Below are 23,508 nucleotides of genomic sequence, written 5' to 3'. Positions count from 1 at the left end.
TGACGTTCAAATCAGTGTCACGCCGGCATCGCGCATCCGGCCCAGCATCCTCTCCACGGAGCCGTTGAGATCGATGCCGCGGCAGGCGTCGAGCCGCACGGACGTCTCAAAACCGAGCTTGACCGCGTCGAGCGCCGAAAAGGCGACGCAGAAATCCGTCGCCAGGCCGACCAGGGTCAGCGTCTCGATGTTCCGATCCCGGAGATAGCCGGCAAGGCCGGTCGGCGTCGTCCGGTCGTTCTCGAAGAATGCGGAATAGCTGTCGATCGCAGGACGGAACCCCTTGCGGATCACCAACTCGGCCTTGCTCCAGGCGAGGCCCGAATGGAAATCCGATCCCAGGCTGCCGTGGATGCAGTGATCCGGCCACAGCGTCTGGTGGCCATAAGGCACGTCGATCGTTTCGAACGGGTGCTTGCCGGGGTGGCTGGAGGCAAAGCTCGAATGGCCGGCAGGGTGCCAGTCCTGCGTCAGCAGGACGTGCTCGGTCCGCCGGATTAGGTCATTGACCAACGGCACGATTTCGTCGCCACCGGCCACTTCAAGGGCGCCACCCGGGCAGAAATCGTTCTGCAGGTCGATAACGACAAGCGCTTCGTCGGCCATGGAGCCTCCTTATTTTCTTGGTCTTGAGCTTAGGCTCCAATGAAAACGCGACCGGACGCAGAAACTTGACCAGATGGCCGGCTGCGTCAACCTCTCATGGCATAACAAATGCGTTCCGGGTGCACCGGGGCCAACAGCCGTGCAAACTCTGGCTTTGACAATTCCTGCCGGCTTGATATCATTTGCATACGAATGAATTTCCTGCCTTGAATGCTCGGGAAAATCTTTCGGCAGGATCCCCTCTCGGGAAGCCCATTCTGGGAAGGCAAAGCGTGATCCGTTACGCAAAACCCACCACGGTCGACGACGCCCTCGCTTTGCTGGGCGAAGGGCAATGGCGCATCCTCGCCGGCGGCACCGACTTCTATCCGGCACAGGGCAGCAAGCCTTTCCGCGACAATGTCCTCGATATCAATGGCCTGGTGGCATTGCGCGGCATTGCCGAAGCCGAAAACCATTGGCTCGTCGGCGCGCGCACCACCTGGACCGATCTCGTCCGCCATCCTCTTCCGGCGGCTTTCGACGCGCTGAAGCAGGCGGCGCGGGAAGTCGGCTCGGTGCAGATCCAGAACGTTGCCTCGATTGCCGGCAATCTCTGCAACGCCTCGCCGGCCGCCGACGGCGTGCCGGCGCTGCTGGTGCTCGATGCCGAAGTCGAACTGCGTTCCGCTGTGGCGACCCGGCATCTGCCCCTTGCAGAATTCATCCTCGGCAACCGTCGCACCGCACTGCAGCCCGGCGAAATGGTCACGGCAATCCGCATTCCCAAACCCGCGACCGCCGGCAGCTCCGCCTTCGTGAAACTCGGCGCGCGGCGTTATCTCGTCATCTCCATCGCCATGGCCGCCGCACGCCTGGCCGTCGAAGATGGTATGGTCAGGAACGCGGCCGTCGCCGTCGGTTCCTGCTCGGTTGTCGCCAGGCGCCTGGCGGGTGTCGAGGCGGCGCTACGCGGCCGGCCCGTCGGCCACGCGCTGGCCACTGCGATCCAATCCGCACCGATGGACGAGCTGTCGCCGATCGGCGACGTGCGCGGCAGCGCCGAATATCGGCTGGACGCTGCGCGCGAGATCGTCGCCCGCGCCGTGCTTGGTGCGATGGGCGCTGTTCCCGACGAAAGGGCGGCGGCCTGATGGGCATGGAGCGCGCCGACATCGCCTTCGAAGTCAACGGCGCCGCCGTCAGCGTTTGTGTGCCGCCGGTGCGGCGGCTGTCCGCGGTGCTGCGCGACGAGTTGCGGCTGACCGGCACCAAGATCGGCTGTGATGCCGGCGATTGCGGCGCCTGCACGGTGCTGGTCGACGGCGAGCCGGTCTGCGCCTGCTTGATGCCCGCGGCTTCCGCCTCCGGCACCGTGGTGACGACAGTCGAAGGCCTCGCCAATGGCCGGTTGTCGGCGCTGCAGGCTTCGTTCCTCAGCCATGGCGCAGCGCAATGCGGCGCCTGCACGCCCGGCCTGCTGGTCGCGGCAACGGCACTCCTGGACAGGACGCCTTGCCCGAGCGAGGCCGAAACGCAGGATGCACTGGGCGGCGTGCTCTGCCGCTGTACCGGCTACCGCAAGATCGTCGCCGCGGTGATGGATGCTTGGCGCCACGCCGACGGCCCCGATCAGCGCATGCCATCCTCTGGCCATGCCGTCGGCTCCTCGCCGATCCGCCTCGATGGCCTACCGAAAGTCACTGGCGGCGAAAAATTCGGCGGCGATTCCTTCCCCGCCGATGCGCTGTCGGTGCTGGTGGTCCGCTCACCGCACTATCATGCCGCCTTCAGCTTCGGCGATCTCGGCAGCTGGGTGAAATCCCGTCCCGGCATTGCCGGCGTCTTCACCGCCGCCGACATTCCGGGAAAGAATTGTTTCGGCGTCATCGCGCCCTTCGCCGACCAGCCGGCGCTGGCCGAAGGGGTTTCGCGCTTTCGCGGTGAGGCGGTGGCGCTGGTTGCCGGCGAACGCGAGGCTATCCTCGATCTCGACCTTGCCGATTTTCCTGTCAGTTGGACAGAGTTGCCGCATTTTCTGGAAACTGGCGAAGCGCAGGCCGGCGGTGCGCAACTGGTCCATGAAAACCGGCCCTCGAACCTGCTCACCTCCGGCTTCGTCGAGCGTGGCGACCCGGAAGCCGCGCTTGCCGGTGCGGCTTTCGTCGTTTCCGGCGCCATCGACACCTCCTATGTCGAGCACGCCTATATCGAACCGGAAGCCGGCTATGCCTTCATGGACGGCGACACGCTGGTCGTCGTCGCCTGCACGCAGGCGCCCTACATGGACCGCGACGACACGGCAAAAGTGCTCGGCCTTGCCCCGGAAAAGGTGCGCATCGTGCCGACCGCCACCGGCGGCGGCTTCGGCTCCAAACTCGACGTCTCGCTGCAACCGCTCATCGGCCTCGTCGCCATGAAAACCGGCCGGCCGGCGGCGCTCGCCTACAGCCGCACCGAATCGATGATCTCGACCACCAAGCGCCATCCGGCTCTGATGAGAGCGAGCATCGGCGCCGATGCCGACGGCCGCGTCACCGGCATGGTCTTCGCCGGCGATTTCAACACCGGCGCCTATGCCAGCTGGGGGCCGACGGTCGCCAACCGCGTGCCGGTGCACGCCTCCGGCCCCTATGCGACGCCGAACTATCGTGCCGAAGGCCGCGCCATCCACACCAATGGCCCGATTGCCGGCGCCTTTCGCGGTTTCGGCGTGCCGCAGGCGACGATCATGCAGGAGACCCTCTATGACGACCTGGCCGACAAGCTCGGCATGGATCGGCTCGACTTTCGCCTGAAGAACTGCCTTCGGAACGGATCCGAAACAGTCACCGGGCAGCGGCTCGAGTCGGGCGTCGGCATCGCCGACTGCCTCGAGCCCCTCCGTTCACATTGGCAGCGTGCCGTTCGCGATGCCGAAGCGTTCAATGCCGGTAGCAGCATCAAAAAACGCGGCGTCGGCATCGCTTCTTGCTGGTACGGCTGCGGCAACACCTCGCTGCCCAATCCGTCGACCATCAAGGTCGGCATCTCGGCATCGGGCGCAGTCGTCCTGCATCAGGGTGCGGTCGATATCGGGCAAGGCTCGAACACCGTCATCGCGCAGATCTGCGCCGATGCGTTGGGTCTTCCGCTTGAAAAATTCATGCTGAAAGGCGCCGACACGGCGATCACCCCCGACGCCGGCAAGACCTCGGCCTCGCGCCAGACCTTCGTCACCGGCAAGGCCGCCGAAAAGGCCGGCCGCGCCTTGCGCGAGGAGATCTTGCGTTTCGCCAATGTCTCGGAAAAGGCGGCGATTGCGCTGGACGGCACAAGCCTGAGCATCAGGGAAGGCGAAGCGACCCGCCGCGTCGATCTTTCCTCGCTGAAGGCAGACCCCGAAGGCTTTGTCTTTCGCGCCGAGGAAAGCTACGACCCGCCGACGCTGCCGCTCGATGCCAAGGGCCAGGGCAAGCCTTATGCCGTCTATGGCTATGGCGCGCAGATCGCCGAACTGGAGGTCGACCTCAGGCTCGGCACCGTGAAGCTTATAAAAATCACCGCCGCTCACGATGTCGGCAAGGCCATCAACCCTTTACTGGCAGAGGGCCAGATCGAGGGTGGCATCGCCCAGGGCATCGGCATGGCGCTGATGGAGGAATTCATCCCCGGCCGCACCGAAAACCTGCACGACTATCTGATCCCGACGATCGGCGACGTGCCACCGATCGAGACCATCCTGATAGAAGTTCCGGATCCGGAAGGACCCTTCGGCGCCAAGGGTTTGGGCGAGCATGTGCTGATCCCGACGGCGCCGGCGATCCTCAACGCCATCCGCCACGCCACCGGTGTGCTGGTCACCAAAATTCCGGCGACGCCGACCCGCATCCGCGCCGCCATCCTCGACAAGGAGGCGCGCCGATGAGCGAGCTTGCCGAACGCTTCGAGACCCACGATCCCGGCGAGAAGCTGGTGGCCGAGAAGATCCGCTGCGATGCCTGTCCAGTCATGTGCTACATCGCCGATGGCCGCACCGGCGCCTGCGATCGCTACGGCAATGTTGGCGGCAGGATCGTGCGGATGGATCCACTGACCATCCTCGACCACGCGGCCGAGACCGGCGCCGCAATCGTACCCTTTGCCGAAGAAGGCGAGGCATGGGACGGCGAACTGGTCAACACCGGCCGCCGCTTCGTCACCGCCATCGGCGCCGGCACCACCTATCCCGATTACAAGCCGGCGCCCTTCATCGTCAGCCAGGAGGTCGAGGGCGTCGATCTGGTCACCGTCGTCACCGAGGGCATCTTCTCCTATTGCGGCGTCAAGGTGAAGATCGACACCGACCGTCATATCGGCCCCGAAACGGCTACGGTCCGTGCTCAAGGCGAGGCGATCGGCCATGTCACGACCGGCGAATACGGCTCGCAGATGCTGTCGCTGGGCGGCGTACATCATCTGACCGGCGGCTCGAAGGCTGAAGGGCGCGCCACCTGCGACGCCATGCTCGCCCTGTGCAACCGCAAACCGGTTGAACTCGTCATCGACGGCGGCGCCACCGTCATCGTCGAAGCCGGCAAGCCGCCGGTCATCGACGGCAAGCTTGAGCAGCGCATGCGCGTCGGCTGCGGTTCGGCTACCATAGGCATGTTCGCGACCCAATGGCGCGGCCTTGTCGACGAGGTGGTGGTGGTCGATGACCACATCACCGGCGTCGTCTCCGAGCATCAGGCCGGCAAGGTGCTTGGCTGGCAGGATACCGGCATCAAGATCATCGGCCGCCGTTCGACGCCGGGCCGTTATTTCAAGGTGTCGGAGCCCGGGCTCGGCTGGGGCGGCACCAGCATTTCCGACCCGCTGTCGATCCTTGGTGAATGGAACGCCAAAAAGGGTGCGCGCCCCGGCATGTCGCTGCTGATGGTCTCGACCACCGGTGAGCAATTCGCCTATTACGAGCTCGACGACGAATTGAAGCCGGTCCAGAAACCGTTCCCGGAGCGGCTGCGGAAGTCGGTCGAACTGATCGAGGACAATTGCGAGCCGGCGCTCTGCACCGTGCTTTTCGTCGGCGGCGCCGGCGGCTCGCTGCGCGCCGGCGTCACCGAGAACCCGGTCAATCTGACCCGCTCGGTGCAGGGCTTGACGACCTACGTGACGGTCGGCGGCGCGCCGGTCTATGTCTGGCCGGGCGGCGGCATCACGCTGATGGTCGACGTCACCCGCGTCCCGGAAGGCGCCTTCGGCTATGTGCCGACGCCGGCGCTGGTGGCGCCGATCGAGTTCACCATGCGCCGCGACGATTATGTCAGACTTGGCGGCTACGAAGCCGAAATCCGCAGCGTCGACGATATCCTGGCCAAGGGCGGCGAATATCTCAATCCGCGCCGCGGCACGGCCGCACCCCGTGACAATCCCTGGCCGCCGCTGGCGCAGTTGCGTCGCGCGACCGCAAACGGGGCCGGGCGATGAACGGCCCGCAGGCGCATTGGCTCGAGGACGGCCGGAGGCTTCACCTCAATCATGGGCCGATCGACCTGATCGTCGAGGCATTCGGCGAGGCGAGTGAATGCAGCGCCGCACATCGCCAGGCAGTGGCGCGCTTCCAGACAATCCTGCCCGAACTGGTCGAAGAGTTGCCCGAACTGCGGCGCCCGGCCGCCTCGCGGCCACGTGCTTTCGCTGGCCCGACGGCGCGCCGCATGGAAGCGGCGGTCGTTCCGCTAGCGAAACAATTCATCACACCGATGGCGGCTGTCGCCGGCTCGGTAGCCGACGAAGTGCTTGGCGCGCTGCTTGCCGGCCGCCGGCTCGAGCGCGCCTATGTCAACAATGGCGGCGACAGCGCGATCTATCTCGGCCACGGCCAGTCGATGACGCTTGTCATTGCCGGGACAGGTCATGGGTTGGCAGATCGTCTCACGATCCGCCCCGAAGACGGGATCCGCGGTGTCGCGACAAGCGGCTGGCGCGGCCGCTCCTTTTCGCTGGGCATCGCCGACGCGGTCACGGTGCTGGCGCGAACGGGTGCTGAAGCCGATGCCGCCGCGACCTTGATCGCCAACGCCGTCGATCTGCCCGGTCATCCGGCCGTCAGGCGCGTGCGGGCGCGCGATCTCGCACCTGACAGCGACCTCGGCGACCGTTTGGTGACGCAGGGCGTGGGGCTGCTTTCCGCCGCTGAAATCGATATTGCACTGGAAGGCGGATTTGCCGTTGCCGAGGAGTTTCGGCGGCGCGGCCTGATTGCCGCCGCGGCGCTTTTCCTCGGCGGTCAGGCGCGCATCGCAGGTCCGATGGCGCTCGCCAATAAAGTTTTAGAGAGGGAAATTGCTCATGCCTGAGTTTCCGATCCGCAAGATCGCCGTGCTGACCGAAGAGATTTTTCACGAAGGCGGGCCGGTGGCGAAGGTGCCGCGGCGCCGCGCGGCGGCCATGGCTGTGGTCAAGAACCCGTTCGCCGGCCGTTACGTCGAGGAACTGCAGAGCGCCATGGAGGATTTGAAGCCGCTCGGGCTGCTGCTCTCCGACAGGCTTATTGCCGCATTGGGCGGCGACGTCAAACAGATCGACGGTTACGGCAAGGGCGCCATCGTCGGCATGGCGGGCGAGCTGGAGCATGGCGCGCTGTGGCATGTGCCGGGCGGCTATGCCATGCGCGAACGGCTCGGCGACGCCAAGGCGATCGTGCCCTCGGCGAAGAAGGTCGGCGGCTTCGGGGCGCGGCTCGATGTGCCGCTCGGCCACATCAACGCCGCCTATGTGCGCAGCCATTTCGATGCCATGGAAATCGGCATCAGCGATGGCCCCCGTCCCGACGAGATCCTGTTTTGCCTCGCCATGACCTGCGGCCCGCGCGTGCACGACCGCATGGGTGGGCTGGCGGCCAAGGACATTAAGGCATGGGATGGGCTGCGGTGAGCGCCGAGGACAATCTGCTCAAGCTGGTCGAGGCCGAGGAGCCTGACGAAAACGACTATCGCTTGCAGGAGCAGGTCGGCTTCATCCTGCGCAAGGCGCATCAGCGCCATGTCTCGATCTTCGCCGCACACATCGCCGATCTGACGCCGCCGCAATTTGCCGCTTTGGCCAAATTGCGCGACGTCGGCGAGACCTCGCAGAACCAGCTTGGCAGCCTGATCGCCATGGATGCGGCGACCGTGAAGGGCGTCATCGACCGGCTGAAAGCGCGTGGCTTTGTCGAACTTAGCAAACACGAAGTCGACAAACGGCGCCTGCAGGTCAATCTGACCGCCGAGGGGCGCGACGCGATCGAGCGGCTGATTCCGCTTGCCCGTGAGATTACGCAGGAAACGCTGGCGCCGCTTTCCGCCAAGGAAGCGGCCATTTTCATGAAGCTGCTGGCCAAGCTGGCTTAATCTGCTGCCTGCCGGCGTTTGGTTGTTGTTCCTGCCGGGCGCTGAACGCCCGGCAGGAAAGCCTCGTCTCAGAGGCCGTTGTCCTTCAGGATCTGGGCGGCATTTTCCTTGGTGATCTTCTGCGTCGGCAGGGTGATAGTCTTTTCCACCTTCTCCCCGTTCAGGAACTTGATCGCCTGCCGCAGCCCTTCGGCGCCCGGCGTCACATAAGTGAACGTCGCCGTCAGCTCGCCATTGGCGACCAGCTGCACGCCTTCATTGGGCAGGCCGTCGATGCCGATGAACTTGATGTCCTTCTCACGTCCGACGTCCTTGGCGGCAAGATAGGCGCCATAGGCCATCGGATCATTGTGGCCGTAGACAAGATCGATTTTCTCGTTGTTGCGCAACGCCGTCGCCATGATGTTGTAGGCCTGGTCCTGCTTCCAGTCGCCCGACTGCTGGTCGAGCAGGTATTTTATGCCTGGCTCCTTGTCGGTGAATTCATGGAAGCCGTCATGGCGGTCGTGTGCCGGCTGGGTGCCCATGCCGCCCCAGATCTCGACGACGTTGCCGGCGGCCTTGCCCTTGCCGCCAAGCAGCTCGACGGCATATTCACCGGCAGCCCGGCCGATCAGCTTGTTGTCGCCGCCGACGAACTGCGTGTAGTCGTTGGTTTCGACGTTGCGGTCGAGCACGAAGACCGGGATCTTGGCATCGATCGCCTGCTGCACGACACCGGTCAGGCCGGCGGATTCTTTCGGTGATACCAAGAGCGCATCGACCTCCTGACGGATAAGGTTTTCGACATCGGCGACCTGCTTCTCGGTCTTGTCCTCGCCGTCGGTGATGATCAGCTCGACTTCCGGATGCTTGGCCGCTTCGGCCAGGATGTCCTTGTTGAACTGGGCGCGCCAGGGTTCGATGGTCGTCACCTGCGAGAAGCCGATCTTCCACTTCTTGTCCTGCGCATGGGCGCCGCCGCCAAGCATGGCGGTCGTGGTCAGGAGTGCCGCTGTCAGCCCGGCGAGCTTCAACAATTCACGTCGTTTCATTTCTTGTTTCCTCCAATATTCAGAGACGCGGTCTCTTGCGACGGCCGCTTTGCCGCGGCCGTTTCCTTGTGCGCTTGCCCGCCGGGCAGTCGCAGATAGAAGAGAAGATCACCGGCACTGCGCTCCTGTACGAGCACGGTACCGATGATGATCATCCCCTTCAGCACCAGCTGAAGGTTCGAATTGATGTTGTGCAGCTGCAGGATGTTGGAGAGCAGCCCGAAAATCAGCACGCCGCAGAACGTCCCGGTGAGGCTGCCGCGTCCGCCCATCAGGCTGGTGCCGCCGATGACCACGGCGGCAATCGCGTCGAGCTCCAGCCCGGCGCCGGCGTCCGGCTTGCCTTGCCGGTACTGCGCGACATAGAGCACCGCCGCGATGCCGGCCAGCAGCCCTGACACGGCATAGGTGGCGATCTTCACGCGGCCTGCGGCGATGCCCGACAGCCGCGCCGCCTCCTCATTGCCGCCGATCGCATAGACATAGCGGCCGAACGGGGTGAAGCGCAGCACAGCGCCGTAGATCAGGATGGCGCCGAGGAAGAACAGGCCCGGCATCGGGATCACACCGAATACCAGCGAGCGCAGCATTTCGAAATCGGCGGTGGCATTCGAGCCGGTGTAGACCGGCAGCACCGCATTGTTCTGGCCGGCTGTCAGCCGGGCGATGCCGAGCGCAGTGACCATCATCGCCAGCGTCACGATGAAGGGCTGCAGCCGCCCGGCGACGATGATGAAGCCGTTGAGCGCGCCGAACAGCAGGCCGACGCAAGGCGCCACCAGCAGCACGCCGAGCACGCCGAATTTTGAGCCCACCTGCGGCAGCAGGAACCACAGCACCAGACTGCACAGGATCACCCCGACAATGCCGGGTGTCACCAGCCCGCGAACGCTGTCCAACCTGATGTCGTGCGTGGCCTGCGCGCCGGCGCGAGATTTTTCGATGTTCAGCAGGATGAAACGAGTGACGAGAATGCCGAGGCAAAGGGCTGCCAGGGCAACTGTCGGCACCCCCAGCACCACCGCCGGCGTCACGCCGGGGACCGTCAGCAGCATGGCACAGACGACCGTGCAGATAGCCATCAGCGAGCCGACGGAAAGGTCGATACCGCCGGTGATGATCACCGCAGTCATGCCGGTGGCAATCAGCCCGGTGGTCGACACCTGGCGCAGCACGTCGAGCAGGTTGCCGTAGGACAGGAAGATGTTGTTGCCCTTGGAGCTGATCGGCGAGCCGAGCACGCCGATCAGGAAGATGGCGATCAGGCCCCAATAGAGCTTCGTCCGGGACAGGATATGCAAAATGCTCATGCGGCAGGCCTCGTCATCGTCCGTCGCGGCGCCGCAAGCCGCATGATGGCCTCCTCGCTGGCTTGCGCGCGGGACAGGATTCCCGTCTGGCGGCCGTCGGCCATGACCAGGATACGGTCGGAAAGATGCAGCAGTTCCGGCAATTCCGAGCTGATGACGGCGATCGCCAGCCCGTCTCGCGCCAGCTTGAAGATGAGATCGTAGATTTCCCGCTTGGCACCGACATCGATGCCGCGTGTCGGCTCGTCGAGCAGCAGCACCCGCGGCCTCGTCGCTAGCCATTTGCCGATGACGACCTTCTGCTGGTTGCCGCCGGACAGCGTGCCGGCCGGCTGCTCGACGGTCTCGCAGCGAATGCCGAGCGCCTTGACGGCGTCCCGTGCCAGCCCTTGCTCACCGGCCAGCGAGCGCACGCCGAACCGCGCCAGCGCGCCGACCAGCGGCAGCGCGACATTGTCGGTGATCGAGGCCTCGAGATGCAGGCCTTGCGTCTTGCGGTCTTCCGTGACCAGGGCGATGCCGAGCCGGCGCGCATCGCGCGGCGAACGGATTTCTACTGCCTCGCCATCGAGCCTGATCTCACCGCCGGCACGTCCGCCGCTGGACCCGAAGATGGTTTCCAGGATTTCGGTACGGCCCGAGCCCAGCAGCCCGCCGATACCGAGGATTTCTCCTGCGGCAAGATCGAAGCTGACGCCGTCGAGCACGGTGCGCCAACCATGGCGATTGGGCTTCGACAGCGACAGCTCGCTTACGGACAGGACCGTGTTGCCACCGGGGATGCGGTGCTCCTGGGAGGAAGCAAGCAGGTTTCGCCCGACCATCGCCGAAATTATGGCGTCTTCGTCGAGCTTGTCCATCACCCGCGTCAGGACGTGGCGTCCATCGCGAAACACGGTGACGCGGCTGGCCAGATGCATGACCTCGTCGATGCGGTGCGAAATGTAGACGATCGCCACGCCGCTGTCGGCGAGCTGGCGGATGATGCGGAACAGCCGCTGGCATTCGGCTGGCGAAAGCGCCGAGGTCGGCTCGTCCATGATCAGAATGCGTGCCGACATCGACAGCGCCTTGGCGATCTCGACCAGTTGCTGTTCGCCGACGCGCAAGGCACCGACGCGTGCATCCGGGTCGAGCTCGATGCCGAGCCTTTGCAAGAGCGTTCCGGCGGCGCGGCTGCTCGTCTTGCGGTCGACGATCAGTCCGGCGATCAGCTTCTCGCGGCCGAGAAAAATGTTGTCGGCGACGCTGAGTTCGGGGACGAGGTTCAGCTCCTGGTGGATGATGGCGATGCCGGCGCGCTCGGCCTCGCGGACGCCGGTAAAGCGCACCGGGTGGCCATCGATACTGACCGTTCCGTTATAGTCCGTATAGACGCCGGACAGGATCTTCATCAGCGTCGACTTGCCGGCGCCGTTCTCGCCCATCAGCGCATGGACCTCGCCGCGCCGCAGCTCGAAGCCGACATCGACGAGTGCTGCGATACCGCCGAAGGACTTGGAGATGTGCTCGGCGCTCAGCACGATAGCCGAGCCGTCCGCCACAACGCCTTGCGCAGGGATGGAATTGCCGTGCTGCATGACAAGGACGGCCTCCCTCCGTCGTCATCGAACACCTCAAACGCTAATCTAAACGTTTCGATCATGTCAAGGCAATATCTGGAGCCTGAGATTGTTCCATTTCAATTCTTGCGCAAAATCATAAGATTCCGTACGTATTGCTACCGTGGAGTGGTGAAACGTTTCGAAAATGACAGCGTCAGGACGAAAAAAGCAGCGCAAATTCACTGCCCCGACTATGCTTCATGTGGCCGAGGCCGCGCGTGTTTCCGTGGCCACCGTATCGGCGCTGATCAACGGCACCGCGACCGTCAGCCCCGAGCTCAGCCAGCGCATCGAACAGGCGATCCGCGACATCGGCTACAAGCGCAACGCCATTGCCCGCAGCCTGAAGATGGGCACCACACGCACCATCGGGCTCACCGTCCCACACATCACCAATCCGTTCTTTACCGACGTGGTTTCGGTCATCCAGCAGGCTTTCGACAGGGCCGGCTACGCCGTCATGCTGTGCTGCACCGACGAGCACCTGAACACGCAGGACGACCAGATCAGGCTGCTGCTCGACCGCATGGTCGACGGACTGATCGTCGCGCGTGTCGGTGACGGCGCGATCCTCAAACGGATTGTCGACGACGCCAATGTGCCGGTCGTGCTGCTCGACCGTGTTTGCCAGGGTGTCGACACCGATGCCGTCGTTCTCGACAATCAGCGCGCGGTGTTCGACGCCATCACTTATCTGATCGATCTCGGCCATCGGCGCATCGGCTACATCTCCGGCTCGTTCGATATCTCGCCGATGCATGACCGCATGGCGGGATACCGCGAGGCCCTCCAGGCCGCCGGCCTGCCGGCCGAACCCGAGCTCGTCCGCTTCGGCAACTTCCACGAAGTCGATGGCTACAACGCCACCATGCAGCTGCTTTCGCTGCACGACCGGCCGAGCGCCATCTTTTCGGCCAACAACCCGATGGTGATCGGCACCATGAAGGCCATTCGCGATATCGGCCTGTCCTGTCCGGAGGATATTTCCGTCGCTTGCTTCGACGATTTTCCGTGGTCGGATGTGTTCCGGCCGCAATTGACCACGGTCGCACAGCCCGTGCAGGCGATCGGCGAACAGGCGGCCAATCTGCTGCTCGACCGGCTCGCCGGAAACAGGGATGCGCCGCCGCGCAAGCTGACGCTCAAGGGACGCTTGATGATCCGCAATTCATGCCGTCCGCTAGGTGCGACTGCGCAGAGCGTCAGCGCGTAGCGCGTGGGCTCTGTTCAGAAACTTTGCAATGCCGGACGGACAGCGCTCCTCTGTCCTGCCGACCCCGGGTCTGCGCAGCCACTGCGGGGGGTCGTCGTTCAAACCGAGCAATTGAAGGACGCGGCGCCGATCGGGCCAGGTGGCCAACAATCAGCCAGCCGACAGTCAGGAAAATCTTGGCAATCGAAGCATGTCGGATTAGGAATATGACGAGATGCGACAGATCGTTCACACGGGCGCCGGCTTGAGTCATGCGCGTGAAATCGATCCTAATCGGGCTGGTACTTGCTGGGATGGCCGCATTCTCCGGCTGCACCACCGGCGGAGCGTTACAGACCTTTCCCCAGGCCTATGGCGGCCTCACCGACGCCGGTTTTCGCGTTCCGCCGGTTCCGATCTACAAGGTTGACCAAAAGTTCCATCGGCAGACAGTACCTTATGCGACTGACGAGGCGCCGGGCACCATCATTGTCGATACAGGAGCGAAGTTCCTCTACTACGTGTTGGGAGACGGTCAGGCGCTGCGCTACGGCATCGGCGTCGGCAAGGCGGGCTTCGAGTGGCATGGCACTGCTCACGTTGCGAGGAAGCGCGAATGGCCGGATTGGAGCGCGCCGTCTGCGATGATCATGCGCGAGCAGAAGCGAGGCCGCATCATACCGGCCCATATGGAGGGCGGACTCATGAACCCGCTCGGGGCGCGGGCGCTCTATCTTTTTAACGAGAAAGGTGACACTGGATATCGCCTGCACGGTAGCCCTGAATGGTGGTCCATCGGCAAAGCTGTGTCGGCGGGCTGCATTCGCCTCATGAACCAGGACATCATCGATCTCTATGACCGCGCCACAATCGGCACCAAGGTGATCGTCATTTAGTGGACGCCGCGTTTCCTGCTAACGGACGAGCATGACGGATCGAAAACCTCCGCGCAAAACGCGCGAAATGTTCGCTATGTCTTCGCACACCTGTTCGCGATGTTCCCTGCCTAAGGCCGGCCTTGCCCGCAGCAGTGGCAAGTGGCGAACCAACTCTCAGGCAGCTTCCGACAGCGATTTGTGAGCGTCGGCGAGGATCTCGAACGAGCGCACCCGCGCCGCATGGTCGAAAATCTGCGCTGTGACCATCAGCTCGTCGGCGCCTGTGCGGCGCACAAACGCCTCGATGCCTTGCCTGACCGTTTCGGGAGAGCCGACGACGGCGCAGGAAAGCGCTTGGCCGAGCATGGTCTTGGCCATTGGATCGAGGTCGCGCTCATATCCTTCGACCGGCGGCGGCAATCGGCCGGGCCGGCCGGTGCGCAGATTGACGAAGGCCTGCTGCAGCGAGGTGAACAGCAGCCGCGCCTCGGCATCGGAAGGAGCGGCGAAGACGTTGAGGCCGAGCATCACATAAGGCTTGTCGAGCTGCTCCGAAGGCTGGAAACGCGAGCGGTAGATCTCCAGAGCATGGTCGAGCTCGGCCGGCGCAAAATGCGAAGCGAAGGCGTAGGGCAGGCCGAGCATGGCGGCAAGCTGCGCGCCGTAAAGGCTGGAACCGAGAATCCAGATCGGCACCTTTTCGCCTTCGCCGGGCACCGCGCGGATGCGTTGGCCGTCTTCGGCCGGCTGCAAGTAACCCATCAGCTCGACGACGTCCTGCGGGAAATTGTCGGCGCCAGCGTCGAGGTTACGGCGCAGCGCCCGTGCGGTGGCCATGTCGGTGCCGGGCGCCCGGCCGAGGCCGAGATCGATGCGGCCAGGATGCAGAGCGTTAAGCGTACCGAACTGCTCGGCGATGACCAGCGGCGAATGATTGGGCAGCATGATGCCGCCGGCGCCGACGCGTATCGTATTGGTGCCGCCGGCCACATGGGCAATGACCACCGAGGTGGCGGCGCTGGCGATGCCCGGCATATTGTGGTGCTCTGCCAGCCAATAGCGCCGGTAACCCAGCCGCTCGGCATGACGGGCGAGATCGAGCGAATTGGCGAGTGACTGTGAAGCGTTGCTGCCTTCGACGATCGGCGACAGGTCGAGAACGGAAAGAACGGTCATCGGCGCGGGTTTCCTGTGGGCCGAAGGGATGTAGGAAGCCGTTGCCGAGGCGGCAAATTCAAAATGTTGATGGAGCGCTGAGGGCACAACGGACGTGCGACCGATGCAAGGTCGTGATCTGCCCCATCGGGGGGACGCTTTTGACCCTTTAAGCCGCTACTTTTTCACCTCGGGAATCTCTTCGTCCTCGATCGCTGCCGTGTGTTGCGCCGCCAGGAAATTGCCGACATGGCTGAGACCGTCGAAATGATCGCAGAACACCTTGATGACGACCAGCAGCGGCACCGCCAGCAGCGCGCCGACAAAACCCCACAGCCACGACCAGAAGGCGATGGCGATGAGGATCGCCACTGCGTTGATTTCGAGACGGCGGCCGACCACCGTCGGCGTCACGAACTGGCCTTCGACGACATCGCACATAAGGACGAAGGCCGGCGCCAGCAGCGCATAGGAAATCGTGTCGAAGCTTATCAGCGCGATGATCGTAACCAGCGTGATGGTGGTCAGCGCCCCGATATAGGGCAGGAAATTGAGCAGAGCCGCTGCCGCGCCCCAGACCTGCGCGTTGGGCACGCCGAGCGCCCACAGGCCGAGCCCGATGACCACGCCGAGACATGTATTGATGACCGTGACAGTAAGCAGATAATGCGAGATTTCACGTTCTACGTCGTAGACGACGCGCAGCGCCCGCTTCTTTTCGCTGAGACTGGGGAAGGACTGGACGATCTTTTCATAGAACATCGTGCCCGAGGCGAGCAGGAACAGCGACAGGACGAAGACGATGGTAACGCTGGCGCCGGCCGACAGCACATTGCCGGCGGCCTGCGAGAGAATACCGGATGGCGCCGTCGCCACCCTCTGAACGCCCGGCTCTTGGGATGTCTGTGTCAGGCCCTCGATCTGGCGCGAAATCTCCACGATCCGTTCGAACGGACGGCGCAGTTGTGCCAGACGTTCGGTAAGCTGCTGGCCGATCGTCGAGGTGTTGTTGATGAGGTCGATGACCGGGCCGCTGAGCAGATATCCCGCGACGGCGACGAGGCAGAACGAAAGCAGCACCAGCAGTGTCGCTGAAATGACATCGGGCATGCCATGCTTGCGCAGGAAGCGAACGATCGGCGTCAGCGTCAGCGCCAGCAGGAAAGCCAGAATGACCGGCATGAAGAAGGCGCGGGCGAAGTAAAGCGCGTAGATCGCCATGAGGATGAAGATGCCGACGAGCAGCGAACGCATCAGATGCGCATCCGCCCGCGCCTCGACGCGCGGATCCGGGCTTTCGGCAGCGCTTGCGCCCGAAGCGTCGGGTTCGGCTTTCATTCTGACCCTCGGCGGCACACCGCGATTGGTGCAGACCGTTGGCGAAAACGCCTCTGTCGCTTCAAGGTTCCGTTAGCCGGCGTCACCGGCCAGGCCGCCTCGCGGCCTTGCCGGTGAATCAGGTGACTGGGAATCAGGCAACCGGCGCCGCCACGGCGGGAACGGCCTTCGCAGTTTCCCGGCGCACGATCGGCGCCACTTTGGTTCCGTAGAGTTCGATGGCCTTCATCACCTTGGCGTGCGGCATGGTGCCGATCGCCATTTGCAGCAGGAAGCGGTCGTTGCCGAATATCCTGTGCTGGGCAATGATCTTCTCGGCCACCTGTTCTGGATTGCCGACGAACAGCGCGCCGTTTGGACCGCGCGATTGGTCGAAATGCGCCCGCGATGTCGGCCCCCAGCCGCGCTCGCGGCCGATGCGGTTCATCACCTCGGCCTGCGGCCCGTAAAAATCGTCGGCTGCCTGGTCCGTGCTGTCGGCAATGAAGCCGTGCACGTTGAGACTGGTGGCAAGGCTTGCCGGATCGTTGCCGGCGCGCCTGGCTGCATCCCTGTAGATGTCGAACAGCGGTGCGAACCGCGCCGGCTCGCCACCGATGATCGCCAGTGCCAGCGGCAACCCGAGCACGCCCGCGCGGGCGACGGATTGCGGTGTTCCACCGACGGCGATCCAGATCGGCAATTTGTCCTGCAAGGGCCGCGGGTAGACGCCGCGGTCGTTGATCGGCGCGCGCAGACTGCCCGACCAGGTCACCTTGACATGATCGCGGATGGCGAGCAGCAGGTCGAGCTTCTCGGCGAAGAGCTCGTCATAATCTTCGAGATTGTAGCCGAACAGCGGAAAGGACTCGATGAACGAGCCGCGCCCGGCCATGATCTCGGCACGGCCGCCGGACAGAAGATCGAGGGTGGCAAACTGCTGGAAGACGCGCACCGGATCGTCGGAGGACAGCACGGTGACAGCGCTGGTCAGCCTTATGCGCTTGGTCCGTTCGGCCGCCGCCGCCAGCGCCACCGCCGGAGCCGAGGCAGCATAGTCGGGACGGTGGTGCTCGCCGAGACCAAAGACGTCCAGCCCGACCTGGTCGGCGAGCTCGATCTCCTCGATCAAATTGCGCAACCGCTCATGCGCACCGATCGCACCGGGACCCGGTTCCGGGCTGACGTCGGCGAAGGTGTAGAGACCGAGTTCCATACTGTCATCTCAGCGTTTTGTCTTGGCGCTACACGTAGCGATCAGTCCGCCGCCCCGCCAGATGCCTGGATGGTGAACAGTGCGGGTGCCTTTCAGCCGAATTCAATCGAAATGGCGTCTCCCGGCTGCAACAGATCAGAATTTCATGGCTGGCATACCGTTTTGGCGCTTGAACTCTCGGTTTTCGCGCGTATGTAAGCGTCGCAAATTGACTTCAGGGAAGTGGACTTGGCTATCTATAGGGAAAAAGACGTTTTCGAGCGGCGCAATGCCGCAAACGAGGCAAAGAAGGCGCTTCTGGAGCGCTTCAAGGCAAAGCCGGCGGCAGATGATCCAGCGGTGCTGGCACGACAGGCCGAGCGCAAGGCAATCCTCGAGGCCCGCGCTATACGTGAGGCCGAAAAGGCCAGGCTGAAGCAGGAAAAGCTGGCGCGCGAAGCGGCCGAAAAGGCCGAGCGCGAGGCAGCTGCCGAAGCGGCACGCATCGCCGCGGAAGAAGCCGCACAGGCCGAAGCGAAGATCCGGGAAGCTGAAGAGAACGAGCGCATCGCCCGTTTTCTTGCCGACGAGGCCGAACGCAAGGCCAAGCGTGACGCACGCTATGCCGCGCGCAAGCAGCGCACCGGCAGGACGCCGCCCGGCTTCTCCGCGCGATAGCGCCTTCCGGCACTGATCAGCCGAATTCAAGAATCAGGGCCGCCTTGCAGCGGCCCCGAACGCGTTCGTCTGTCGGAATCGGCTAAGCCGCGAGCTTCAGTCCCATGATGCCGCAGACGATTAGCGCGATGCAGGCCAGCCTGATCGCCGTCGCTGGCTCGCCGAGCAGCCATATCCCCAACAGCGCCGTGCCGATGCCGGTCCACACCGCGTAAGCGGTGCCGACCGCCAACGCCTTCAGCGCCAGGCCGAGCAAGGTCAGGCTGACGATCATCGAGGCAACCGTCAGGACGGTTGGCAGCGGCTTCGAGAATCCGTCGGTGTATTTGAGGCCGATCGCCCAGCCGATCTCGAACAGGCCGGCGAGGAACAGGAAAACCGACGACATCGGAACGCTCCGTTTCGATGGCTTTCGGCCGATTTCTTGAAAAGCGCAAAAATTGCCTTCGCCGCATCCAAGGGGATGCGCGTGAGCTTAATGAACAATCATACCGGCCGCGTTTGCGGCCGGTCGAAATAAGCCGGTAGCTGCGGCTCTACTTGTCCTTCAGCTTCATCGCCTTCACCGGCGGTGCCTTCAGGGCCGGCGCCGGAGCCGGTTTCTTCGCGTCCTTCTTCGGCTTGCGGGCCTCCTTGCCTGCCTTCATCGCACCCTTAGCCATGATTCGTTCCTCCAGTTGATATCTGGCGAAGTGAAACAAGAGAAAACGTTCGACTGCAAGAGGCCGCTGCCGTGCAGTCGCCTGGCCGATGGGCTGTCAACCGGTTTCTAATTCCCTCGTAAACCGCAGCGGTCCGTGCCATGGTCTTCTTCGCACTGCAGCATCAGCCCTCGCGTTTCGCCAGCTGATGATCAGGCAGGCCGGTCAGGACGACAATGCGGATCCACATCGGTTGCCAGATGAGCTTCGACTTCCCGCAGGAAACACCGCTGATCGCGATGCTAAATGTCCATTATTCGCGCGCATCCGATCTTGAGCGGCCGGACTTCCTGACGTCGAACCCGCCGGTGCCGATCGAGAGCTACCGCGACAGTTTCGGCAATTGGTGCAACCGTTTCGTTGCGCCGGCCGGGCGCTTTGCGTTCGGCACGGACGCGGTGATCCGCGACCCCGGCTCCTTCGAGACGCGCGAGCTGACGGCGTGGCAGCACGAGGTGCGCGATCTGCCGTCGGAGACGCTGCTGTTCCTGCTGCCCAGCCGCTATTGCGAGAGCGACGTGCTGTCGAATGAAGCGTGGCGGCTGTTCGGCAGCACCCCGCTCGGCATTCCGCGCGTCCAGGCGGTCTGCGACTTCGTCCATAACCACATCGTCTTCAACTATTTCAATGCGCGGCCGACGCGCACCGCCGCCGAGGCCTATCGCGAGCAGAGTGGTGTATGCCGGGACTTTGCTCACCTCGCTGTTGCCTTCTGCCGCGCCCTGAACATTCCGACCCGCTACTGCACCGGCTATATCAGTGATATCGGCCTGCCAAAGCCGTGGTCGGACATGGATTTCGCCGCCTGGATGGAAGTCTATCTCGGCGGCCGCTGGCACGCGTTCGACCCGCGCAATAACGCGCCGCGCATCGGCCGCATCCTGATTGCCTCCGGACGCGATGCCGCCGATGTGCCGCTGACCCACATTTTTGGGCCGGGCGCGCTGGCTGGCTTCAAGGTCTGGACAGACGAGGTCGTCGAATAGCCCCGCGCCGCCCTTTGAACAACTGACCTTGTGAACAACTGGGCACTTCGGGCGTTGTGAGAGCTGTGGAGCGTGGGCGGGCGCTCCGCCAATCTCGGTGCATCAACCAAGGCAGCACACCATGGCGGCGCATGGCGGGTCGAAAAAAGTGATCTATGCGGCGCTCGCCGGAAATCTTGCGATCGCACTGACCAAATTTGCCGCTGCCTTGTTCACGGGCAGCTCGGCAATGCTCTCGGAAGGCGTCCACTCGCTCGTCGATACCGGCAATGGCAGCCTGCTGCTTTACGGCATGCACCGTGCCGCCCGGCCGGCCGACCGCACGCATCCGCTCGGCCATGGCCGCGAGCTGTACTTCTGGAGCTTCATCGTTGCGCTCCTCGTCTTTGCACTGGGCGCCGGCATATCGTTCTACGAAGGCGTGACGCACATCATGGCGCCGGAGCCGATCGCCAACGCCAAGGTGAACTACGCTGTCCTTGGCCTTTCCTTCCTCTTCGAAGGCACCTCTTGGCTGGTGGCGCTGAAGGAATTCCGCCACCAAAAAGGCAGCCACGGCTGGCTTGAGGCGGTGCAGCTCAGCAAGGATCCGAGTGTCTACACCGTACTCTTCGAGGACAGCGCGGCACTTCTCGGCCTCGTTGTCGCCTTCGCCGGGATATCGGCGGCGGAACTGCTGGACATGCCGAAGCTCGACGGCGCCGCGTCGATTGGCATCGCGCTGATCCTGGGCGGGACCGCGATCTTCCTGGCGCGCGAAAGCAAAAGCCTGCTGCTCGGCGAGCCGGCTTCGCCCGAGGTGCAAATGAAAGTATTGGACATCGTCCAGCAGGACCCGGCGGTGCAGCGGGCGAATGGCGCGCTGACGCTGCATATGGGTCCGCAGGAGATCGTCGCCGCTCTGAGCATCGAGTTCGAGGACCACTTGTCGGCGCCCGAGATAGAGACCTGCGTCGAACGCCTCGAGACGCGGCTGAAAGCGGAGATGCCGGAGGTGACGCGGCTGTTCGTCAAGCCTCAGACCACCGGTACCTGGGAACGCCGGAGCAAGGCCTTGGCGGCGTCCGGAGGGGAACCGGCCTAAGGAAAATGGCTTGAGGAAATCGATGCGCCCGGGCAGTCCCGGCTATGATCGCAGGCAAAAGCTCCAGGAGGAACGAAGATGAAAATCGACGGCGCGTGTCATTGTGGCGCTATCACTTACGAGGCCGAAGTCGATCCGGAAAAGACCACCATTTGTCACTGCATCGATTGTCAGAAGCTAACCGGAACGGCCTTTCGCGTCACCGTGCCGGCGTCCGAGGACAATTACAGGATCACCAAGGGCACGCCGAAGATCTATATCAAGACCGGTTCGAGCGGCGCCAAGCGCGCCCAGGCATTTTGCGGTGAGTGCGGCTCGCATCTCTACGCCACGTCGGCGGGCGAGGGACCGAAGGTTTACGGTATCAGGGTCGGCACGGCACGGCAGCGCGAGCAACTGGTGCCGAGAAAGCAGATCTGGCACCGCTCGGCGCTGCATTGGCTGCCGGAATTCGAAGGCACAACCATCATCGAGGAGCAGTAGCGCCAGACCGGGGCGAAGCCTCCGGTTCCGGCGCAGCTCTCAATCGTCGCCTTCGACGACCCTTAGCCTCAACTGCCCGGTTTTCGAATCGGCGACGCGCGGGCTGCTTTCCGCTTTTGCTCCGCTGCCATTCGAACCAGCGGTGTCCTCCGCCGGCTGCACGCCAAACTCCAGCGCCTCGATCTTTTGTCCGCGCCTGGTCACCTTCGATGTCGAGACAAGGATGTCGTCGATATCCTTGGCCGATTGACCGAAATGCGTCTGCAATTTGCGCACCCGCTCGTCGAGCCGGGAAACATCTTCCATCAGCCGGATAACCTCGCCCTGGATCAGGTGTGCCTGCTCGCGCATGCGGGCATCCTTGAGGATTGCCTGGATGACCTGGATCGACAACATCAAAAGCGATGGCGAGACGATGACGATCCGCGAGCGATGCGCCTTCTGGACAACGGCCTCGAAATTCTCGTGGATTTCGGCGAACACCGATTCCGAAGGCACGAACATGAAGGCGGTGTCCTGCGTCTCGCCCTGGATCAGGTATTTTTCGGAAATATCGCGGACATGCACCTCGATGTCGCGGCGGAAAGCCTGTGCGGCGGACTTCTGCAGTTCGGCGCCTTCGGCGGCCCGGATGGCATTCCAGGCCTCGAGCGGAAACTTTGCATCGACGGCAAGCGACGGTGCGCCGTTCGGCATCTTCACCAGGCAGTCGGGCCGGCTGCCATTCGACAAGGTCGCCTGGAATTCATAGGCGCCGTGCGGCAATCCGTCGGCGACGATGGCTTCCATACGCGACTGGCCGAAGGCGCCGCGCGTCTGCTTGTTGGAAAGGATCGCCTGCAATTGCACGACCTGGCCGGCCAGCGACTGGATGTTGCCTTGCGCGATATCGATGACCGCCAGCCGTTCCTGCAGCTTGGCGAGGCTCTCATGCGTCGATCTCGTCTGCTCGGTCATGGTCTGGCCCAGGCGGCCGGTCATGGCATCGAGACGCTGGCCGATCGACTGGGTGAGTTCGGCCTGGCGCGCCCCGAACACTTCGGCGATGGCGCCCATGCGGCCCTGCATTTCCGCCTGGCTTGCCAAGATACCAGCCATCCGCACCTCGGCGTCGCGGGCGTGGTCGGCGGCTTCGGCGGCCGCCACTGCACGCGCCTTGGCCGATCGCCACAGCGCAACGACGAGCGCCACGAACAGGCCGAGGAACAGCATTGCGCCGAAACCCAGGGCTTGGCCGAGCGTGATCGTAGTGGCGCCGAGGCGGGCGACAGGTTCGGACAGGATGGTGGCCAGATCGTTCATGTCGACAGCATAGATGATTCGGTCTGCCGGCACAGATCAAAACGTGAACGACCCGAAGGCGCCCCGGTTGACGCTTTTCCTGCGAGGTCTTAGGTGAGACGCCATGTCGATCAAGCCGCTTATCATCCTCCCCGATCCCGTCCTGCGCCAGGTTTCAAAACCGGTCGAGCGTGTCGATGGCGATTTGCGCAAACTGGCCGGCGACATGCTGGACACCATGTATGACGCGCCCGGCATCGGCCTCGCAGCGATCCAGGTCGGCGAACCCTTGCGCATGCTGGTGATCGACCTCGCCAAGGAGGACGAGACGCCGGCGCCGCACGTCTTCATCAATCCCGAAATCCTTGAAAGCTCCGACCAGCGTTCGGTCTATGAGGAAGGCTGTCTGTCGATCCCCGATTACTATGCCGAAGTCGAGCGCCCCGCCGCGGTGCGGGTGAAATATCTCGATCGCGACGGCAAGCTGCAGGAGATCGAGGCCGAGGGGCTGATGGCGACCTGCCTGCAGCATGAAATCGACCACCTCAACGGCGTGCTGTTCATCGATTACATCTCCAAGCTGAAGCGCGACATGGTGGTCAAGAAATTCAAGAAGCTCGCCAGGGACAAGGCGCCGGGCAAGATGGTGGGATAGGCGTCGACGAATGCC

At 63.7% G+C, this 23,508-nt stretch carries 23 protein-coding genes; 13 read left to right on the top strand and 10 right to left on the bottom strand.

The window, feature by feature from the left end; all coding sequences use genetic code 11:
- Positions 1–6: 6 nt before the first annotated feature.
- Entirely contained in the window at positions 7–606 is a 600-nt protein-coding gene (pncA, locus tag NKI41_RS07935) for a bifunctional nicotinamidase/pyrazinamidase (protein ID WP_352682308.1), read from the bottom strand.
- 272 nt (positions 607–878) lie between these two features.
- Between pncA and NKI41_RS07930 the strand changes: the two genes are divergently transcribed.
- Genes NKI41_RS07930 through NKI41_RS07905 form a run of 6 tightly spaced genes read left to right on the top strand, consistent with a single transcriptional unit; the run spans position 879 to position 7,940 of the window.
- Positions 879–1,739: an FAD binding domain-containing protein gene (locus NKI41_RS07930; RefSeq protein ID WP_352539932.1), complete on the top strand. Its 861-nt coding sequence runs from the start codon at positions 879–881 to the stop codon at positions 1,737–1,739.
- A complete protein-coding gene (locus NKI41_RS07925; RefSeq protein ID WP_352682306.1) occupies positions 1,739–4,492 on the top strand; it encodes a molybdopterin-dependent oxidoreductase in 2,754 nt (917 codons plus the stop codon). Before NKI41_RS07930 ends, NKI41_RS07925 begins: the two co-directional genes overlap by 1 nt.
- Positions 4,489–6,033, top strand: coding sequence for a 6-hydroxynicotinate reductase (locus NKI41_RS07920; protein WP_352682303.1), 1,545 nt, complete (start codon positions 4,489–4,491; stop codon positions 6,031–6,033). The genes NKI41_RS07925 and NKI41_RS07920 overlap by 4 nt, the downstream gene beginning before the upstream one ends.
- The gene (locus NKI41_RS07915) at positions 6,030–6,905 is read left to right on the top strand and encodes a UPF0280 family protein (RefSeq protein ID WP_352682301.1); all 876 of its coding nucleotides are present in this window, start codon (positions 6,030–6,032) and stop codon (positions 6,903–6,905) included. The genes NKI41_RS07920 and NKI41_RS07915 overlap by 4 nt, the downstream gene beginning before the upstream one ends.
- Complete coding sequence (locus NKI41_RS07910; RefSeq protein WP_023676966.1) at positions 6,898–7,482, top strand: amino acid synthesis family protein; 585 nt, start codon at positions 6,898–6,900, stop codon at positions 7,480–7,482. The genes NKI41_RS07915 and NKI41_RS07910 overlap by 8 nt, the downstream gene beginning before the upstream one ends.
- Positions 7,479–7,940, top strand: coding sequence for a MarR family winged helix-turn-helix transcriptional regulator (locus NKI41_RS07905; RefSeq protein ID WP_352540033.1), 462 nt, complete (start codon positions 7,479–7,481; stop codon positions 7,938–7,940). Before NKI41_RS07910 ends, NKI41_RS07905 begins: the two co-directional genes overlap by 4 nt.
- A 68-nt stretch (positions 7,941–8,008) precedes the next feature.
- Here NKI41_RS07905 and NKI41_RS07900 read toward each other — a convergent pair whose 3' ends face one another.
- From NKI41_RS07900 to NKI41_RS07890, 3 genes are read right to left on the bottom strand one after another with little or no spacing between them, the layout of a single operon-like run.
- Entirely contained in the window at positions 8,009–8,974 is a 966-nt protein-coding gene (locus NKI41_RS07900) for a substrate-binding domain-containing protein (protein WP_352682299.1), read from the bottom strand.
- Positions 8,971–10,284, bottom strand: coding sequence for an ABC transporter permease (locus NKI41_RS07895; RefSeq protein WP_023676963.1), 1,314 nt, complete (start codon positions 10,282–10,284; stop codon positions 8,971–8,973). Before NKI41_RS07895 ends, NKI41_RS07900 begins: the two co-directional genes overlap by 4 nt.
- Positions 10,281–11,864: a sugar ABC transporter ATP-binding protein gene (locus NKI41_RS07890; RefSeq protein ID WP_352682297.1), complete on the bottom strand. Its 1,584-nt coding sequence runs from the start codon at positions 11,862–11,864 to the stop codon at positions 10,281–10,283. The genes NKI41_RS07895 and NKI41_RS07890 overlap by 4 nt, the downstream gene beginning before the upstream one ends.
- A gap of 217 nt (positions 11,865–12,081) precedes the next feature.
- Between NKI41_RS07890 and NKI41_RS07885 the strand changes: the two genes are divergently transcribed.
- Together NKI41_RS07885 and NKI41_RS07880 are read left to right on the top strand one after the other, a co-directional pair.
- Positions 12,082–13,101 carry a LacI family DNA-binding transcriptional regulator gene (locus NKI41_RS07885; RefSeq protein WP_254815864.1) on the top strand — a complete coding sequence of 340 codons (1,020 nt, stop codon included), beginning with the start codon at positions 12,082–12,084 and terminating at the stop codon, positions 13,099–13,101.
- Between the two features lie 251 nt (positions 13,102–13,352).
- A complete protein-coding gene (locus NKI41_RS07880; protein ID WP_352682294.1) occupies positions 13,353–13,976 on the top strand; it encodes a L,D-transpeptidase in 624 nt (207 codons plus the stop codon).
- A gap of 156 nt (positions 13,977–14,132) precedes the next feature.
- On the opposite strand, the gene NKI41_RS07875 is transcribed toward NKI41_RS07880, so the two are convergent.
- The 3 genes from NKI41_RS07875 to NKI41_RS07865 form a co-directional block, all read right to left on the bottom strand.
- A complete protein-coding gene (locus tag NKI41_RS07875; protein WP_023676959.1) occupies positions 14,133–15,134 on the bottom strand; it encodes an LLM class flavin-dependent oxidoreductase in 1,002 nt (333 codons plus the stop codon).
- A 156-nt stretch (positions 15,135–15,290) separates the two neighbouring features.
- A complete protein-coding gene (locus tag NKI41_RS07870; protein WP_023676958.1) occupies positions 15,291–16,451 on the bottom strand; it encodes an AI-2E family transporter in 1,161 nt (386 codons plus the stop codon).
- 133 nt (positions 16,452–16,584) lie between these two features.
- Positions 16,585–17,646 (bottom strand): LLM class flavin-dependent oxidoreductase, encoded by a 1,062-nt coding sequence (locus NKI41_RS07865; RefSeq protein ID WP_352682292.1) that lies wholly within the window; start codon positions 17,644–17,646, stop codon positions 16,585–16,587.
- Positions 17,647–17,874: 228 nt separating this feature from the next.
- Between NKI41_RS07865 and NKI41_RS07860 the strand changes: the two genes are divergently transcribed.
- Positions 17,875–18,303 (top strand): DUF6481 family protein, encoded by a 429-nt coding sequence (locus NKI41_RS07860; protein ID WP_023718183.1) that lies wholly within the window; start codon positions 17,875–17,877, stop codon positions 18,301–18,303.
- 82 nt (positions 18,304–18,385) lie between these two features.
- Here NKI41_RS07860 and NKI41_RS07855 read toward each other — a convergent pair whose 3' ends face one another.
- Positions 18,386–18,691 (bottom strand): DMT family transporter, encoded by a 306-nt coding sequence (locus NKI41_RS07855; protein WP_352539941.1) that lies wholly within the window; start codon positions 18,689–18,691, stop codon positions 18,386–18,388.
- Positions 18,692–18,839: 148 nt separating this feature from the next.
- Positions 18,840–18,965 (bottom strand): hypothetical protein, encoded by a 126-nt coding sequence (locus NKI41_RS07850; protein ID WP_013528464.1) that lies wholly within the window; start codon positions 18,963–18,965, stop codon positions 18,840–18,842.
- Between the two features lie 215 nt (positions 18,966–19,180).
- Here NKI41_RS07850 and NKI41_RS07845 point away from each other — a divergent pair, with 215 nt between their 5' ends.
- The 3 genes from NKI41_RS07845 (at position 19,181) to NKI41_RS07835 (ending at position 21,557) form a co-directional block, all read left to right on the top strand.
- On the top strand, positions 19,181–19,990 hold the full coding sequence (locus NKI41_RS07845; protein WP_352501143.1) for a transglutaminase-like domain-containing protein: 810 nt from the start codon (positions 19,181–19,183) through the stop codon (positions 19,988–19,990).
- 121 nt (positions 19,991–20,111) lie between these two features.
- Positions 20,112–21,074 carry a cation diffusion facilitator family transporter gene (locus NKI41_RS07840; protein ID WP_352449447.1) on the top strand — a complete coding sequence of 321 codons (963 nt, stop codon included), beginning with the start codon at positions 20,112–20,114 and terminating at the stop codon, positions 21,072–21,074.
- 78 nt (positions 21,075–21,152) lie between these two features.
- Positions 21,153–21,557, top strand: a complete 405-nt coding sequence (locus NKI41_RS07835) for a GFA family protein (protein WP_023676952.1) — start codon at positions 21,153–21,155, stop codon at positions 21,555–21,557.
- A 39-nt stretch (positions 21,558–21,596) separates the two neighbouring features.
- Here the strand turns inward: NKI41_RS07835 and NKI41_RS07830 are convergent, their stop codons facing one another.
- Positions 21,597–22,859 (bottom strand): DNA recombination protein RmuC, encoded by a 1,263-nt coding sequence (locus tag NKI41_RS07830; protein ID WP_352455962.1) that lies wholly within the window; start codon positions 22,857–22,859, stop codon positions 21,597–21,599.
- Between the two features lie 103 nt (positions 22,860–22,962).
- Between NKI41_RS07830 and def the strand changes: the two genes are divergently transcribed.
- Positions 22,963–23,493, top strand: coding sequence for a peptide deformylase (def, locus tag NKI41_RS07825; protein ID WP_352455964.1), 531 nt, complete (start codon positions 22,963–22,965; stop codon positions 23,491–23,493).
- The last annotated feature ends 15 nt before the right edge of the window (positions 23,494–23,508 follow it).

Source organism: Mesorhizobium sp. M0601 (genome assembly GCF_040320845.1).
Lineage (GTDB): Bacteria > Pseudomonadota > Alphaproteobacteria > Rhizobiales > Rhizobiaceae > Mesorhizobium.
This window is presented reverse-complemented; position numbering and strand designations above follow the sequence as displayed.